This window comes from Nocardioides sp. PD653-B2, assembly GCF_002117935.1.
Taxonomy (GTDB): domain Bacteria; phylum Actinomycetota; class Actinomycetes; order Propionibacteriales; family Nocardioidaceae; genus Nocardioides.
The window spans coordinates 15,740-30,694 of the sequence record NZ_BDJE01000009.1 but is presented as its reverse complement, the minus strand read 5'-3'; the positions used below and the strand labels follow the sequence as shown (position 1 = coordinate 30,694).

At 70.7% G+C, this 14,955-nt stretch carries 15 protein-coding genes; 4 read left to right on the top strand and 11 right to left on the bottom strand.

What is annotated here, in order from left to right; all coding sequences use genetic code 11:
- Positions 1-72 precede the first annotated feature (72 nt).
- Positions 73-954: an LLM class flavin-dependent oxidoreductase gene (locus PD653B2_RS03875; RefSeq protein WP_085871019.1), complete on the bottom strand. Its 882-nt coding sequence runs from the start codon at positions 952-954 to the stop codon at positions 73-75.
- A 30-nt stretch (positions 955-984) separates the two neighbouring features.
- On the opposite strand from PD653B2_RS03875, the gene PD653B2_RS03870 reads away from it, so the two are divergent.
- On the top strand, positions 985-2,589 hold the full coding sequence (locus PD653B2_RS03870; protein WP_085871018.1) for an acyl-CoA synthetase: 1,605 nt from the start codon (positions 985-987) through the stop codon (positions 2,587-2,589).
- A 38-nt stretch (positions 2,590-2,627) separates the two neighbouring features.
- Here PD653B2_RS03870 and PD653B2_RS03865 read toward each other — a convergent pair whose 3' ends face one another.
- From PD653B2_RS03865 to PD653B2_RS03845, 5 genes are all read right to left on the bottom strand, one after another.
- Positions 2,628-5,240, bottom strand: coding sequence for a M12 family metallo-peptidase (locus tag PD653B2_RS03865; RefSeq protein WP_085871092.1), 2,613 nt, complete (start codon positions 5,238-5,240; stop codon positions 2,628-2,630).
- A 71-nt stretch (positions 5,241-5,311) separates the two neighbouring features.
- Positions 5,312-5,983 carry a dihydrofolate reductase family protein gene (locus PD653B2_RS03860; RefSeq protein ID WP_242665127.1) on the bottom strand — a complete coding sequence of 224 codons (672 nt, stop codon included), beginning with the start codon at positions 5,981-5,983 and terminating at the stop codon, positions 5,312-5,314.
- Positions 5,980-6,873, bottom strand: a complete 894-nt coding sequence (locus PD653B2_RS25300) for a hypothetical protein (RefSeq protein ID WP_207568276.1) — start codon at positions 6,871-6,873, stop codon at positions 5,980-5,982. The genes PD653B2_RS03860 and PD653B2_RS25300 overlap by 4 nt, the downstream gene beginning before the upstream one ends.
- A gap of 74 nt (positions 6,874-6,947) precedes the next feature.
- A complete protein-coding gene (gene folP / locus PD653B2_RS03850; protein ID WP_085871016.1) occupies positions 6,948-7,811 on the bottom strand; it encodes a dihydropteroate synthase in 864 nt (287 codons plus the stop codon).
- Positions 7,808-8,680: a glucosyl-3-phosphoglycerate synthase gene (locus tag PD653B2_RS03845; protein WP_242665126.1), complete on the bottom strand. Its 873-nt coding sequence runs from the start codon at positions 8,678-8,680 to the stop codon at positions 7,808-7,810. Before PD653B2_RS03845 ends, folP begins: the two co-directional genes overlap by 4 nt.
- Positions 8,681-8,759: 79 nt before the next feature.
- On the opposite strand from PD653B2_RS03845, the gene PD653B2_RS03840 reads away from it, so the two are divergent.
- The 3 genes from PD653B2_RS03840 to PD653B2_RS03830 all read left to right on the top strand — a co-directional run bounded on the left by PD653B2_RS03840 (position 8,760) and on the right by PD653B2_RS03830 (position 11,482).
- Entirely contained in the window at positions 8,760-9,392 is a 633-nt protein-coding gene (locus PD653B2_RS03840; protein ID WP_085871014.1) for a TetR/AcrR family transcriptional regulator, read from the top strand.
- 296 nt (positions 9,393-9,688) lie between these two features.
- Positions 9,689-10,462, top strand: coding sequence for an FkbM family methyltransferase (locus PD653B2_RS03835; protein WP_133058866.1), 774 nt, complete (start codon positions 9,689-9,691; stop codon positions 10,460-10,462).
- 30 nt (positions 10,463-10,492) lie between these two features.
- Entirely contained in the window at positions 10,493-11,482 is a 990-nt protein-coding gene (locus tag PD653B2_RS03830) for a hypothetical protein (protein WP_085894181.1), read from the top strand.
- A 106-nt stretch (positions 11,483-11,588) separates the two neighbouring features.
- On the opposite strand, the gene PD653B2_RS03825 is transcribed toward PD653B2_RS03830, so the two are convergent.
- Genes PD653B2_RS03825 through PD653B2_RS03805 form a run of 5 tightly spaced genes read right to left on the bottom strand, consistent with a single transcriptional unit; the run spans position 11,589 to position 14,766 of the window.
- On the bottom strand, positions 11,589-12,356 hold the full coding sequence (locus PD653B2_RS03825; protein ID WP_085871011.1) for an N-acetylmuramoyl-L-alanine amidase family protein: 768 nt from the start codon (positions 12,354-12,356) through the stop codon (positions 11,589-11,591).
- On the bottom strand, positions 12,356-13,360 hold the full coding sequence (gene galE / locus PD653B2_RS03820) for a UDP-glucose 4-epimerase GalE (protein WP_085871010.1): 1,005 nt from the start codon (positions 13,358-13,360) through the stop codon (positions 12,356-12,358). Before galE ends, PD653B2_RS03825 begins: the two co-directional genes overlap by 1 nt.
- Before the next feature lie 10 nt (positions 13,361-13,370).
- The gene (locus PD653B2_RS24750; protein WP_085871009.1) at positions 13,371-13,922 is read right to left on the bottom strand and encodes a TIGR03086 family metal-binding protein; all 552 of its coding nucleotides are present in this window, start codon (positions 13,920-13,922) and stop codon (positions 13,371-13,373) included.
- Positions 13,919-14,413, bottom strand: coding sequence for an SRPBCC family protein (locus PD653B2_RS24745; protein WP_085871008.1), 495 nt, complete (start codon positions 14,411-14,413; stop codon positions 13,919-13,921). The genes PD653B2_RS24750 and PD653B2_RS24745 overlap by 4 nt, the downstream gene beginning before the upstream one ends.
- Complete coding sequence (locus PD653B2_RS03805) at positions 14,410-14,766, bottom strand: ArsR/SmtB family transcription factor (RefSeq protein WP_085871007.1); 357 nt, start codon at positions 14,764-14,766, stop codon at positions 14,410-14,412. Before PD653B2_RS03805 ends, PD653B2_RS24745 begins: the two co-directional genes overlap by 4 nt.
- Between the last annotated feature and the right edge of the window lie 189 nt (positions 14,767-14,955).

Here is a 14,955-nt window from a genome sequence, read left to right as displayed (position 1 = left end):
TGCCCACCGTAGGTGCTCGTCCGGGCTCTGACCCGCGAATGTCGGGCGCGTCACCCTTCCGGTGCCCCAGGATCAGACCAGCAGCTCCGCGACCCGGCGGATCTGGTCGATGTCGGAGCCGGTCGGGATCAGCTGCACCTCGTCGGCACCGAGGTCCTCGACCCGCGCGAGGACGTCGCGTAGCGCGGCACCGGTGCCCGCGAACCCGGCGGTGGCGGCCATCGCGTCGACGTACTGCCCGGGGACCCAGTTCAGGTAGTGGCGCAGGTGCCGGTGCACCTGCTCGCGCGCGACCGCCGGCTCGCCGAGGGCGAACCAGAACGACGTGGTGACCCGCGGCGCCGGCCGCCCGGCCTCGTGCCACGCGTCCCGGGTCAGCCCGAAGACCCGCTCCATCTCGGCGAGGTCGACGTCCAGCGACATCCCGGCCAGCCCGTCCGCCCACGCGGCCGCGCTGCGGATGGTGCGCGGGCCCAGGGTGCCGACCAGCAGCTCGGGGCCGCCGGGCTGCACCGGCGGCGGCCCGACCGGGCGCACCGCGTCGGTCACCCGCTCGCCGGCCCAGACCCGCCTCATCACCGCGACCCGCTCGGCCATGCCGGCCATGGTCCTGGTGGCCTGGTCGGCGCCCGCGGCGCGGTAGTCCTCGTCGCGGCCGCCCACCCCGAGGCCGACGCTCAACCGCCCGCCGCTGAGCTGGTCGCCGGTGGCGAGCGCCTTCGCCAGCACCACCGGGTCGTGCAGCTGCGGGACGATCACGGTCGTCGTCAGCCGCACGCGGGACGTCCAGGCCGCCACGGCGCCCAGGAGGGTCAGTGCGTCGGGGTTGTCGAAGGCCATCCGCTCGCCGAAGCACAGCGACGAGAACGGCCCTTCGTCGACCGCGCGCGACCAGGCCTCGAGGGTGGCGGCGCCGTCGGCCCACAGGTCGGGCTCCATCACGGGCAACGTCATGCCAACGTCCACGATGCATAGTCTGCTGTCATGACCTCGGCACTCGTGGACCAGGCGCGCCAACAGTCCCTGGGTGACCTGCCCCGTCGCACGGCCAGGCGGGTGCCCGACAAGCTCGCGATCGTGGACGGCGACACCCGGCTGACGTTCGCGGAGCTGGACGCCCTCGTCGACCGCACCGCGGCCGCGATGCACGACGCGGGGCTGGTGAAGGGCGACCGCCTGGCCCTGCTCTGCCACAACTGCTGGCAGTTCGTGGTGCTGAACTTCGCGGCCGCGCGGGCCGGCGTCGTGCTGGTGCCGGTCAACTTCATGCTCGGCGGCGACGAGATCGCCTACATCCTCGACCACAGCGGGGCGACCGCGTTCGTCGCCGAGGACGCACTGCTGCCGGTGGCCGAGCAGGCGGTGGCGGCGTCCGGCGGTGGCGTCCGCCAGCGGCTCGTCGTACGACTGCACGGCGGTGCCGTCGCCGACGGGTGGCGCGACCTGCAGGACTGGCTCGACCACGACGGCGCGGACCCCGGTGTGCCGGTGGCCGACGACGACCCGGTGCGGATGATGTTCACCTCCGGCACGGAGTCGCGGCCCAAGGGTGCGCTGCTGACCAGCCGGTCCCTGCTGTGGCAGTACGTCTCCTGCGTCGTCGACGGCTCCATGGGCGCGGACGACGTCGAGCTGCACACGCTGCCGCTCTATCACTGCGCCCAGCTCGACTGCTTCCTCGGCGTCGACGTCTACCTCGGTGCGACCAGCGTGATCCTGCCCGGCCCTGACCCGGCGGCGATCCTGCGCGCGATCGAGGAGCACCGGGTGACCAAGTTCTTCGCGCCACCCACCGTCTGGATCGGCCTGCTCCGCGCACCCGGCTTCGACGAGGCCGACCTGTCGTCGCTGGCGAAGGGCTACTACGGCGCCTCGCCGATGCCGGTGGCCATCCTGGAGGAGATCCAGGAGCGGCTGCCCGACGTCGACCTCTGGAACTTCTACGGCCAGACCGAGATGGCGCCCCTGGCGACGATCCTCGGCCCCGGCGAGCAGCTCACCCACGCCGGCTCGGCCGGCCGGGCCGCGCTCAACGTCGAGACCCGCATCGTCGACGACCTCGACCAGCAGGTGCCGGCCGGGACCGTCGGCGAGATCGTGCACCGCTCGCCGCACGCGACGCTCGGCTACTACCACGACCACGCCAACACCGCGGAGGCCTTCCGGGGCGGCTGGTTCCACTCCGGCGACCTCGGCTACGTCGACGAGGACGGCCGGCTCTACGTCGTCGACCGCAAGAAGGACATGATCAAGACCGGCGGGGAGAACGTTGCCAGCCGCGAGGTCGAGGAGGCGATCTACCAGCTCGAGGGCGTCGCCGAGGTCGCGGTGTTCGGCATCAGCCACCCGCGGTGGGTCGAGGCGGTCGCCGCGGTCGTCGTCCCCAAGCCGGGCGCCACCCTGACCTCCGAGCAGGTGATCGAGCACAGCCGGAGCGTGCTGGCGGGCTACAAGACACCCAAGTACGTCGTGGTCGCGGACGCGCTGCCGAAGAACCCGAGCGGCAAGATCCTCAAGCGGCGGCTGCGCGACGACCACGCGGGCCTGGCCGGCCCCGACGACACCGGAGGACCCGGCACCGACGGCTGACCCCCGCGCGGGCCGGCCACCGACTCGTCGGTGACCGGCTACCTGATCCGGAACGTGTGGTCGTTGACGTCGAAGAAGTAGTTGCTCGCCGCCCGGACCATGATCCGGGCCTGGGCGGTCTTCACCTTCGGGAACGTCACCGCGGCCTTGCCGTCGTTGGCGGTCGCGGCCACCTTCTTCCACGACTGGCCGTTGTCGACGGAGAGGAAGATCTTCACCCGGTGGGAGAGCTTGTGGGTGCCGTTGACCTTCCAGGCGATCGTCTTGGTGGTGCCGCCCGTGACCGCGCCGCCCTTCGCGAACGAGCTGACCAGGAACGGCCCGGCGGTCTGGGAGATCCGGAGCCTCACGTCGTCGTGGCCGACCCCGCCGCCGCCGGGGACGTCGTCGCGGGCCGTCAGGCGGAAGTGCAGGGCCGGTGTCTTCGAGCCGGCCGTGCCGACATAGCCCTTGGTCGGCAGGAACTCCGAGAAGCAGTTCACGATCGGGACCGGGACCGGGACGTAGGAGTCCGGGTCGTTGGCCGGCGCCGCCGGGCACCTGCCCGTCCGGGCGTTGGTGTTGCCGGACAGGATCTGGCCGAGGTCGGGGAAGTTGCGCAGCGCGCTGCCTCTGGCGTGGTTCTGGCCGGGGGCCGGGCTGTGCGAGGCGTCCTGGTCCGAGACGTCGGCGTAGCTGCCGAAGACGCGGAAGAGCGGACCGTTCTCCTTGGTGTTGTCGACGAGCGCGGTGCCGTCGTCGCCGCCGATGTCGTTCTGCTCCCACAGGAAGGTGAGGTGGTCGCCGTCCGGGTCGGTGCCCGAGCCGCGGAGGGTGAACGGCGTCCGCAGCGGGATCGTCTTGTTGGCCGGCGCCCGCACCACCGGCGCGTGGTTGCCGGTGGTGTGGGCGGCGCCGGCGTTGTCGGCCGGGCCGCCCTTGGCGGTCTCGCCGACGTTGACCGTGACCCCGGGGGTCGCGGTCACCTTCAGCGCGTGCATGTCGGCGCGGTCGCTGTCCGCGGTGTACGGGTCGGGGTCACCGGCGAACATCACCTGGAAGCCGGCATCGTCGGGAGCCGTCAGCTCGGCGGGGTAGACCTCCGGGGAGGAGTAGATCCCGGCGTACGGGTCGTAGCCCCAGCCGGCGACCGTGACGTCCGCACCGGTGAGCGCCTCGACGGCCGCCTCGATGTTGGCCGCGTTGTAGGCCGTGTCGCCGGCGCCGCCCCGCGTCAGCGTGACCGCCGGCGTCGTCGCGCCCGGGTAGTCGATCGTGACCGTGTCGCCGTCGGTGTCGAAGCCGGTGAACGCGACGTCCTGCACCTCGACCGGCTGCGGCGCCGGGCCGCCGCCGGTGTAGGCCGTGACCTCGCTGATCGAGCGCTGCGAGAAGTAGGGGTCGCTGTGCAGCTGGAGGTTGTCCTGCCGGCAGATGCCGGCGTACGCCATGACCGACGTGCCCGAGCCGGGCTCGACGGAGGTGCCCTCGTTGCGGTTGCCGCCGGAGCAGTTCCACTGGTTGCCGTTGAAGGTGTGGTTGCCGCCGAACTGGTGGCCCATCTCGTGGGCGACGTAGTCGACGGCGTAGTAGTCGCCGACGGGGTCGGGGATGCCCGTGCAGCCCATGCCCTTCTCGATGCTGCCGACCACCCCGAGGCCGGCGATGCCGCCTCCGTCGGTGCCGAGCGCGATGTGGCCGATGTCGTAGTTGGAGGCGCCGATGATCTGGCCGAGCACGATCTGGTTGCGCTGGAGGGTGCCGACGTCGCAGTAGGAGAGCTGGCCCTGGACGTAGTCCGGCGAGTCGGGGTCGAGCGTGTAGCAGGAGTGCAGGCCGCACGGGCCGTTCGGGCCGGTGGCCTTCTCGACGGTGTCGAAGTTCAGCTCGTCGGTGCCGTCGACGAGGACCATGCTGATCGCGAGGTCGTCGTTGTAGAGCTGGTTGACCCGCACCATCAGGGTCGCCTTCTCGTCGGTGACGTTCTCGGTGCCGAAGTAGTCGGCGTACGACGGGTCGTTGAGCAGGGCGAGCCGGTAGACCCGCTGCTGCACGTTCGAGGCCGGCTTCGCCTGCACCCGCTGGTGGGCGAGCGCCCGCTCGATGGCCGGCATCTCCCGCTCGACGCGGTCGCCGTGCTGCTGGGTCAGGCTGCTGCCGTAGTAGCTGAGCACCACCTCGGTGCCGGGCTTGTTGTACGCCGGGTCGACGTACCAGGCCCCCTGGCCGTTGGGGCCGCGGACCGAGGCGTGGAAGCCCATGGCGGTGACGTCCATCGCGATCGTCGTCCCGGGGTGGTCGAGCGAGCGACCGGCCCAGGTCGCGATGTCGGGGTGGGCCGCGGCGAGCCCGGCCTGCAGGACCTGGGTGCGCTGCACGGCGAACCGCTCCGTGCCGCCGGACGGGGTGGGCACGCGGAAGACTCGTGAGGTGGCCGCGCCGAGCGCCGGCGCTCCCGCGAGCGCGTCGCGCACCTGGTCGGTGTCGACGCGGAGGGCGGTGTAGCTCCTCGGCTCGACGCGCACCTTGGACCCGGTCGGCTTGAAGTTGCTGAGCGGGCGGTACATCGCGTCGTCCTGCGCGGCGTCGGCCGACGACCAGGCGAGCGGCAGCACGGCGGCAGCGAGCACCAGGGCGGCGAAGGCGGCGACGGTCCGGAGCGGGCGGGGCATGCGGTCTCCCTCGGTGAACCGCACCGGGGTGGATGCGGTCCCCGCACTCTAGGACGCGATCTGGGCGGTGCCTAGGACCGCGCCACGAACCAGCGACCGAGCAGCGTGCCCTCGGACTCGATCAGGGTGTGCAGGTCGAGAGGGACGTCGACCGGCGGGCCCTGGGTGATCCGCGGGTGCTCCCCGGCGAGCATCCGCGGCACGACCGTCGCGCACACCTCGTCGGCCGCACCCGAGGCCAGCAGGTCGCGCAGGAGGTGCGGGCCACCCTCGGACAGCACCTCGGTCCAGCCCCGGTCGGCGAGCACCTGCTTGAGGAGCGGGAGGTCGACCCGGTGCGAGCCGAGGACGAGCACCTGGTGGTCACCGAGGAGCTTGCGGGCCTCGCCGAGGTGCTCGGCACTGCCGCAGGTCGCCATCAGCACGGACCCGGTCGGGGCGCCGCGCAGCGTCTCCGGCACCGCGGCCTGTCGGCTCACCACCACGGTGGGTGTCGAGGTCGGGCGGTAGCCCTCGGTGCGCGCGGTCCCGGCCCCGACCACGATCGCGTCCGCGGACTCACGCAGCTGGTCGAAGACCCGCTTGTCGGCGGCGTTGTTGATCGAGCCGCTCTTGCCGCTCTCACCGGTGGCGGCACCGTCGACCGTGCTGACCATGTTGGCCCGCAGCCACGGCGTGCGGGGTACGGCGTACAGCTCGGCGAGGTCGTCGGTCTCGGGACCGATCAGGACGCGCAGGCTCACGACTCCCACCTCATCACCCAGTACTGCACCCCTAACGGCGCGTCGTCGTAGTCGATGGTCACCTCGGCGCCGGGGGCCAGGATCTCGCCCAGCCGGCTGATCCCGTCGAGGGACGCCAACAGCTCGCGCCCCAGGGCCAGGTCGACACCGGAGACGTCACCGGCGACGAGGGCCGAGCGCAGCGCGTCGTCGAAGGCCGCGGCCCGGTCGTCGAGGAAGCCCGGCGCCTTCTCCGTCCGGCACGCAGAGCCGTTGCCGACGACCAGGTACGACGCAGTGGTGGTTTCGAGGCTCGTCGCTGGCGCTCCTTGCACCTCAACCACCGGGTCGTCGGTGGTTGAAGCGCGAAGGGGCCCTGGCGCCTGCCCCTCGGTGGCTGAGGCGCGAAGACGCCCCGACGCCTGCCCCTCGGTGGCTGAGGCGCGAAGACGCCCCGCCGCCTGCCCCTCGGTGGCTGAGGCGCGAAGACGCCCCGACGCCTGCCCCTCGGTGGCTGAGGCGCGAAGACGCCCCGCCACCTGCCCCTCGGTGGCTGAGGCGCGAAGACGCCCCGACGCCTCCCCCTCGGTGGTTGAGGTGCGAAGGCGCCCCGACGCCTGCCCGTCGGTGGTTGAGGTGCGAAGGCGCCCTGGCGCCTCCCCCTCGGTGGTTGAGGTGCGAAGGCGCCCTGGCGCCTGCCCGTCGGTGGTTGAGGTGCGAAGGCGCCCTGGCGCCTGAGCCTCGAAACCACCCACGGCCGACAGCAACGCCCGCGCCACCCGCTCCCCCTGAGGATCGGCGAGGATCGAGACCGGCCCCTCACCCAGCCGGGCCACGGCCTCCAGGCACGCCGCGCGCAGCTCGGCGACCGGGTCGGTGAGGCCGGCGTACTCGGGCAGCAGCGCGAGCACGCCCGGGACCAGCACCACCGTGGTGTCGGTGGTCGAGTAGCCGCCGCGAGGGACGAGCGGCGGCGTATCGAGACTCATTGCAGCCCCCGGATCGCCCGCGTCGGCAACCGACGGCCGGCGATCGTGTTGACCATGTCGACGACCTGGCGGGTCTCGATGACCTCGTGGACGCGGTAGACCCGGGCGCCGGCGAGGGCGGACACGGCGGTGGCGGCCAGGGTGCCGGTGAGCCGCTCGCCCACCGGGAGGTCGAGGGTCTCGCCGACGAAGTCCTTGTTGGAGAGCGACACGAGGACGGGGTAGCCGGTGGCGACCATCTCGTCGAGACGGCGGGTCAGCTCGAGGGAGTGGAAGGTGTTCTTGCCGAAGTCGTGGGCGGGGTCGATGACCACCGAGCCGGGGTCGACGCCCGCGGCGACCGCGCGCTCGGCGTACGCGACGGTGTCGGCGATCGCGGCGGCGACGACGTCGTCGTACTCGATCCGGTAGGGGCGGGTCCGTGGTGTCACGCCGCCGGTGTGGGTGCAGATGATCGCGGCGTCGTGCTCGGCCGCGGCGTCGACCAGCTCGGGGTCGGCCCCGCCCCACGCGTCGTTGAGCACGTCGGCACCGGCGGCGCAGGCGGCGCGGCCGACCTCGGCGCGCCAGGTGTCGACGGAGATCACCAGGCCGGGGTAGGTCTCGCGCACCCGGGCGACGAAGTCGACCACCCGCGACTTCTCCTCGGCCGCGCCGATCTCGACGCCGGGTGCGGCCTTGATGCCGCCGATGTCGACGATCTCGGCACCCTGCTCGACGACGAGCGCCACCCGGTCGAACGCCTTGTCCTCGGCCCAGGTGGCGCCCTGGTCGTAGAAGGAGTCCGGGGTCCGGTTGACGATCGCCATCATCAGCGTCGCGTCGTCGGCGAACTCGTGGCGGCCGAGCTTCAGCGTCATCGCAGCGTCACCGCCGGCGGCCGCTCCTCGACCTGCGGGCCGGCGCCGACCCGGGCGAGCGCGGCGGCGAGGATCTGGGTGGCCATCCCGGTGAGGTCGCGCAGCGACTGGTGCCGGTGGGCGCGGGTGCCGAGGTCGACCTGGGCGATCGCACCGGCGCCCCGCGAGCGCTGGGTGTCGACGAGCGCGGCGAGCTCGACGGCGTACCCGTGCGGCACGTGCAGCTGCTCGAACAGCGACCGGCGTACGGCCCACTCCCCCGCCAGCGGCTGGTGCAGCCCGGCGAGCTCCGGGAAGAGCAGGCTGATCAGCGGACGGGCGACGAGCTCGGTGACCCGGCCGCCCTCGAAGGGGACCGCGGTCCCGCCTCCGACCATCGGCCGCTCGTAGAAGCCCTTGACCAGCTCGATGTCGGTGCGGGTCAGCAGCGGGCCGAGCAGGCCGGGCACGAAGTGGGTGTCCCAGTCGAGCAGGTCGGCGTCCATGAAGACGAGCACGTCACCGGTGGTGACGAAGAGGGACTTCCACATCGCCTCGCCCTTGCCCGGCAGGGTGCCGAGGTCGGGCCGGATCTCGGCGGAGCGGTGCACCACTGCGCCGGCGTCGGTGGCGACGTCGTAGGTGTCGTCGGTGGAGTCGGAGTCGATCACGACGATCTCGTCGAGCAGCGCCACCGTGTCGACGAGCGTCTCGCGCACTCGCGTGACGACGTCGCCGACGGTGGCGGCCTCGTTGCGCGCGGGGACGACGAGGCTGACCGACCGGGGGCCCTTGGCGGCGAGGAGCTCGGCGAGCGTCCAGTCGTCCCAGTGGTAGGTGTCGGTGCCGGAGCGGTCGTCCGAGACGGACGGAGAGCTCGGGCCGGGCACGCTGTCGAGCGTAGCGAGGCACGAACGGAGGTTCGAGAACCTCCCCCCGACAGACCGGTCCGGGTGTTCCAATGACTGCATGTCAATGCCACAGGGGGAGCCACGCCGAGGTCGCGGACGTCCGCGCACCCCCGGCGCGGAGGAGCGCATCCTCGATGCCGCGCTCCAGGAGTACGGGGAGCACGGCTGGTCAGGCTTCACCATGGACGGTGTCGCGCGCCGGGCGGGCGTCGGGAAGTCGACCGTCTACCTGCGCTGGCAGGACAAGGACTCCCTCCTCACCGATGCCGTCGCCACCCACAGTGGCGCCCTGGGGGCGGTCGACACCGGGTCGCTGCGCGGCGACCTCGAGGAGCTCTCGGGCAACCTCTTCCGCCACTACCTCGACTCCGGCGGCTGGGCCTCGCTGCGGATCATCATCGACAGTGCGGGCGCGGCCAAGCCCCTGGGCCAGTTCGTCGAGGCCGTCACCAACGTCCAGGTGGACTTCCTGGAGCGCATCGTCGCCCGCGCCTGCGAGCGCGGCGAGCTCAGCGGCGACTTCTCCACCAACGCGATCGCCGAGTTCGTCTACGGCTCGGTCTCGATGCAGATGATCGGCGTGCGCCTCGAGGGGCGCACCCTCGACGAGCCCGAGATCCGCGAGCGCGCCGCTCGCCTGGTGACGATCCTCCTCGGCGGCGTGCTCAACTGGGCCGGCCCCGGCGACTGAGCAACGGCCCTCGAAGGGGCCGGACCAGGCTCTCAGGGGATTCAGGTAGTGGGCGCGACTACCGAGTTTCACCTACTCCGACGTGGGCCTCAGCAGGGAACAGTCCAACGGGCGCGAGCCAGCCGACCCGGCACTGAAGAGCCCGGCCTTCCTGACAGGCACGACTGCCTGGCCACAGGCAGCATCTTCCCCAGGATTGAGCAGCCTCCATCAGACCGGGGCCGATTCACCGCGCTGGCATGGGTGGAGTGCGGCGTGTGTAGCGGGATCGCACGGCGTTAACTTACGGTTCGGCTGTGAAGCCCCCGGTGAGAGCTATCAAGCAAGGCGTGAAGCGTCTTGTGCGGCGCGCAGTGAATGCACAGGGTCATGAGATCGTCCCCCGCGCGAGCACGATCGGGCCTGCGCTGGACACTCTCGCGGTGCTGACAGAGTTCTGTGTCCTCAAACATGGGACCGGCGCTGTGGTGCAGATCGGGGCCAACGACGGCGTGATGGGCGATCCCGTGAGAGCCACTCTCTTGAAGCTTGGCCTGCCAGCCCTACTTGTCGAACCTCTGCCCGATCTCTTTGAGCAACTGAGGCAGAACTACGCCGACGAGGCGCGTGTGGAGTTCGCGAACGTCGCCGTGAGCACGCAGTCTGGCGAAGCACAGCTCTACCGGATAAGCCCGACCGCACGAGATCTGCCCCCGTGGGCGCAGGGCTTGGCTAGTTTCGACAAGTCGGTGCTCCTGAAACACCAGGATTGGCCGGGCGTGGGCGCAGACTTCTCCGAACTCATCGAGACGGTCACCGTGCCCGTCGTCACTATGAGACAGCTTCTGGACGCCCATCCCGATATCGGCCCCGTTCTGGTGCTCCAGATCGACACCGAGGGACACGACCTCGAAGTGATCCGCTCCACGATCGAGGCGGGTTGCACTCCGCGACTGATCAATTACGAACACAAGCACCTGAGCCTCGCAGACCAGAATTCATGCCGCGACCTGCTCGCTGAGCATGGCTACTCGTTTCACAGCAGCCAGGTGGACACCCTTGCCTTTCGGAACGCCGACGGCCATCGCTAGTCCGGTTGCCACTGGCCTAGTGTTGACGGCGTGAGGCCGACCGTTGCGATCGCGTTCGTGCGGGTCCCCGCAGACCAGAATCCAAATCTGCGAAGGCGCCGATTCGGCGATCCTCTCGAGGCGTACTACCAGGCCATGGTTGTAGCGTTCGCCTCCGTACGTCGGTGGCACGAAGACTTGCCTCTGCAACTGGTCACGAACGAACCGCCCCCAGTTCCCTACCGTCGGGAGCTGGCGAACCTGGACGTAACCATCACGCTGCAGGCCTTTGACCACGCACCTCCGGTCGGCTTCTCCAAGCAGTTCGCCGGGTCTCTGTACATGCTTGACGCTGTTCGAGCGTGCCGTGACCAAGACACCGTGTTCATTGATCCTGACGTGGTGTGCGTTCGACCGCTCGACGCGATGTTGACCGACGTGGGCGCCACCGTTGGAGCGATGCCTCTGAATTACCCGCCGGACACGTCAATTGGCGGCCTTTCACTCGCCGAGGCCGGCGAGTTGCACGCGCTGCTGGGTGAGCCGTCGAACAGCCCGCCGGTTCACTTCGGCGGTGAGTGCTACATCGTTCCCGCGTCATGGGCGCCCGTGGTGCTCGACCGCGCTCAGACGGCATGGGCATTTTCGCTGGCACGTCACAGCGACGGACAGACCCGGTTTCCGACTGAGGAGCACATCTTCAGCTACGCCTTCCTGGGTGTGCCGATCACATCTTTGCGTCCGCACGTCAGACGCATATGGACCTCGGCGACTTACCGGACGATCCACGGGGATGAACCCTCGATGACAATCTGGCACCTGCCCTCGGAGAAGGGAAACGGCATCAGTTCGCTCTACAAATTGACCCGCGACCCCGACTCATGGTTTTGGACCTCCGAGAACGCGCAGTTCATGTCGCGGATTGGACGCACGGTCGGAGTGACTGCTCGCACACCGAGACGACTCGCCCGAGACACGGCCGCAGTCACGTTGCATCGCGCCGCAAAAGTGCTCGGTCACCCCCACGGATGGCGCAATTAGATGTGGGCGCTCGACAGAAACGGGTGACCCGCGCCGAGCCGGTCGAGGCCTTGGAGACACCTTCCAGCTCGTGGAGGGAGCCGCTTCGAATTCAGAGCCTGCGCGGTCAGTTGAGAAAGCGTTGTACGGCGTCGCTGAGCGCCCGCGCGTAGGTGTGCCGACCGGCCCGGCTGGTCATCCGGTGTGCGTCGGCCGCGTTGCGCATGTTGCCGAGCTCGACCATCACCGTCGGGACGTCCGAGAGGTTGAGGGTGCCCAGGTCGGAGCGGAAGTCGAGGCCGTCGCCACCGGCGATGTAGTTGGCCACCGGGAGCCCCCGGGCGCGCAGAGCCGCGCGGGTGTCGACGGCGAGCCGCTTCGAGGTGCGGTAGATGTCGTGGGTCCACGGGCGCCGGTCGGTGGGTGCGATGACGTGGAAGCCGCGGGCGCCGGCGGTGTACGAGCCGTCACCGTGCACGCTGATCTTCAGGTCGGCCTCGACCCGGTTGCCCGCCCGGCCGCGCTCGTTCACGCACGGGCCCCAACGGTCCTGCCGGTTGGTGGTGCGGGTCAGCCGGACGGTGGCGCCCAGCTTCTCGAGCCGCGCCTGCAGCAGCTTCGAGACCTGCCAGGCGAACGTCGCCTCCGGGTAGCCACCGTTGGTGGCGGTCCCGGTCGTGTTGCACGGCTTCTCGAACCCGCCGGCGGGCACCTGCCGGTTGATCCGGCGCGGGAAGTTGTGGTTGCCCAGCTGATGACCCGGATCGATGACGACGACCCGGCCGTCCAGCGGACGGGCGACGGATCCCGGGGGCGACGCGACGTACGACGGGGGCGCGTCCGCACCCGGGACCGCGAAGAGCAGTGCGAGGAGGGAGGCGAGGAAGCCGGACATCACTCGTACCCCAGGATCTCCTCGCGCTTCTCACCCCAGGCGAGCGCGGACGCGATCGAGTCCTCCAGCGAGAGCTCGGTGCGCCAGCCGAGGAGCTCGGCCGACCGGTCGACGTTGGCGAAGGCGCCGACGGCGTCACCCGGGCGCGGCGGGGCCTCGCGGACGGGCACCTGCCGGCCGAAGACGTTCTCGAACGCCACGACCAGCTCGCGCACGGTCACCCCCGACCCGGTGCCGACGTTGATGATCACGCTCGGCGCACCGGCGGCGGCGATCACCTCGTCGAACTGCTCGACGGCGCGCACGTGCGCCCGCGCCAGGTCCCAGACGTGGATGTAGTCGCGGATGCCCGTGCCGTCGCGGGTCGGGTGCTCGGTGCCGGTGATCGTGAAGGCGTCCTTCTTGCCACGCGCGGCCATCACCAGCTGCCCGAGCACGTGCGACGGCTCCTTGGCGTAGATACCGGACTCGAGGTCGGGGTCGGAGCCGATCGGGTTGAAGTAACGCAGGATGATCGCCCGCAGGTCGGTCGCTGCCGCCATGTCCTGGAGCACCTCCTCCATCATCCGCTTGGTGCGGGCGTACGGCGACTGCGGGTCGAGCAGGTCGTTCTCGGTCACCTCGAAGTCGTCCTTGGTCGCGTAGAGCGACGCCGACGAGGAGAAGAGCACCCGCGACTTGCCGAGCGCGTTCAGCTCGTCGAACAGCTCGAGCGACTTGGCCACGTTGTCGCGGTAGTACTCGTACGGCTTCTCCACGGACTCCGGCACGACGATCCGCGCGGCCATGTGGATGGTGGCGTCGATGTCGGGGTGCTCGTCGACGATCCGGCGCAGCAGCGCACGGTCGGCGATGTCGCCCTCGTAGAAGATCCGGTCCTTCACGAAGACGAGCGGGCCGGTCAGCAGGGAGTCGAGGATCACCGGCGTGTGGCCGGCCTCCTCGAGGGCCTTGGCGGTCGTGGAGCCGATGTAGCCGGCGCCGCCGGTGACGAGAACCTTCATGAGATCCACCCTACGGCCGGGGGTCCCTCCCGATGAAAGCGATCAACCGGGTCTGCACGTCCGCGTCGGCGGGGACGTCGACCCGCGGTCCGTACTGACCGCTCGCCCGGAGCATCTCGTCCATCGGCTCCATGCCGGCCAGCATCACGGCGCACTTCTCGGCGTCGAGGGTCTCGTCCTGCCCGGTCGCCCGGGCCAGGTCCCAGGTGTGCATGAAGACGTCGGCGGTGTAGAAGCGGTCGACGGCCTCGTCGAGCGGCACCTCGCCGATGTGGGGGTTGGTCAGCACCTTCGAAGGGGTCTCCGGGTCGTCCAGCAGCGCCTGGACCGCGTCGCTGTGCACCCGCCAGGCGCCCACCGGGTCGTCGTCGACCGAGGGCCCGCGCGCCAGCGTCACCCCCGCCCCGCCCTGGAGCAGGGCCGGCAACCACTCGACCAGGTGGCGTACGACGTCGCGCGCCGCCCACCCCTCGACCGGCGCCGGTGCGTCCCAGTCGGTGGCGCCGACCACCCGGTCGGTGAAGGCGCCGGCGACCCGGCGGTGCTCGTCCGCGGCGCTCACCCGGCGGCCGCCAGCAGCTCGTCGAGCTTCTCGTAGCCCTCGTTGACGCCGACGTCCATCCCACTGGAGAGGATCCGGTCCCGCAGCTCGACGGACTCGACGACCGAGGTACCGACGATCCGGCAGCGGCCACCATCCAATGCTTCGAAGGTCATCGTCTCGAGGCTGACGCCGTCCGGCGCGCCGTCGAAGGAGAACGTCTGGACGATCCGCTCGTCCGGCCGGACCTCGTGGAAGGAGCCCCAGAAGCCCATGGAGAAGCCCTCCTCGTCCCGGCTCGCGGTGTAGCGCCACTCGCCGCCGGTGCGGGCGTCCCAGGTGGTGATCTCGGTGTCGATGCTGCGCGGCCCGACCCACTGCGCGAAGAGGTCGGGGTCGACGTGCGCCTGGAAGACGCGCGCCGGCGGCGCGTCGAACTCGCGCGTGATCCGGATGACCGGGAGGTCGGGCAGCGCCTCGATCCTGGTCTCGTTCCTGGTTGCTGCACTCACGATGCCGCTCCTTCTGCTCGGTCCTCGGGCTGCACGTCCGTCCGCTCGAGCAGCGCGTCCAGCCGCTGGTAGCGCTCCTCGGCCTGCTGCCGGTAGCGCTCGATCCACCTGGTCATCAGGTCGAACACCTCCGCCTCGAGGTGCACGGGTCGCCGCTGGGCGTCGCGGCTGCGACTGACGAGACCCGCCTCCTCGAGCACCTTGAGGTGCTTCGAGACCGCCTGCACGCTGACGTCGTACGGCGCCGCGAGGTCGCCGACCGAGGCATCGCCGTCGGTGGCGAGCCGCGCGACCAGGTCGCGCCGGGTCGGGTCCGCCAGCGCCTGGAACACCCGCGAGAGCTGGTCCGCCATGTCCCCTCCTCAACCGACTGGTTGCAGAGAGCGTAGGTCGCGGCGACCAGATCGTCAACCACATGGTTGTGAAGGTGCTGCGCGTGGCGATGCGCTCGTTCCTCAGGCAGAACCCTGCACGACCGATGAGGACTCCGACGAGTGCCTCTTCGGGAGGACGAGCGCACATGTGGGATGACCTGGCTGACC

Coding starts and splice junctions, on each gene's coding strand:
- PD653B2_RS03875 (WP_085871019.1), bottom strand. CDS start 954: ATGACGTTGCCCGTGATGGAGCCCGACCTGTGGGCCGACGGCGCCGCC.
- folP (WP_085871016.1), bottom strand. CDS start 7,811: ATGACGCTGAAGCTCGGCCGCCACGAGTTCGCCGACGACGCGACGCTG.
- PD653B2_RS03870 (WP_085871018.1), top strand. CDS start 985: ATGACCTCGGCACTCGTGGACCAGGCGCGCCAACAGTCCCTGGGTGAC.
- PD653B2_RS03805 (WP_085871007.1), bottom strand. CDS start 14,766: ATGGCGGACCAGCTCTCGCGGGTGTTCCAGGCGCTGGCGGACCCGACC.
- PD653B2_RS03825 (WP_085871011.1), bottom strand. CDS start 12,356: ATGTCCGGCTTCCTCGCCTCCCTCCTCGCACTGCTCTTCGCGGTCCCG.
- PD653B2_RS03840 (WP_085871014.1), top strand. CDS start 8,760: ATGTCAATGCCACAGGGGGAGCCACGCCGAGGTCGCGGACGTCCGCGC.
- galE (WP_085871010.1), bottom strand. CDS start 13,360: ATGAAGGTTCTCGTCACCGGCGGCGCCGGCTACATCGGCTCCACGACC.
- PD653B2_RS03865 (WP_085871092.1), bottom strand. CDS start 5,240: ATGCCCCGCCCGCTCCGGACCGTCGCCGCCTTCGCCGCCCTGGTGCTC.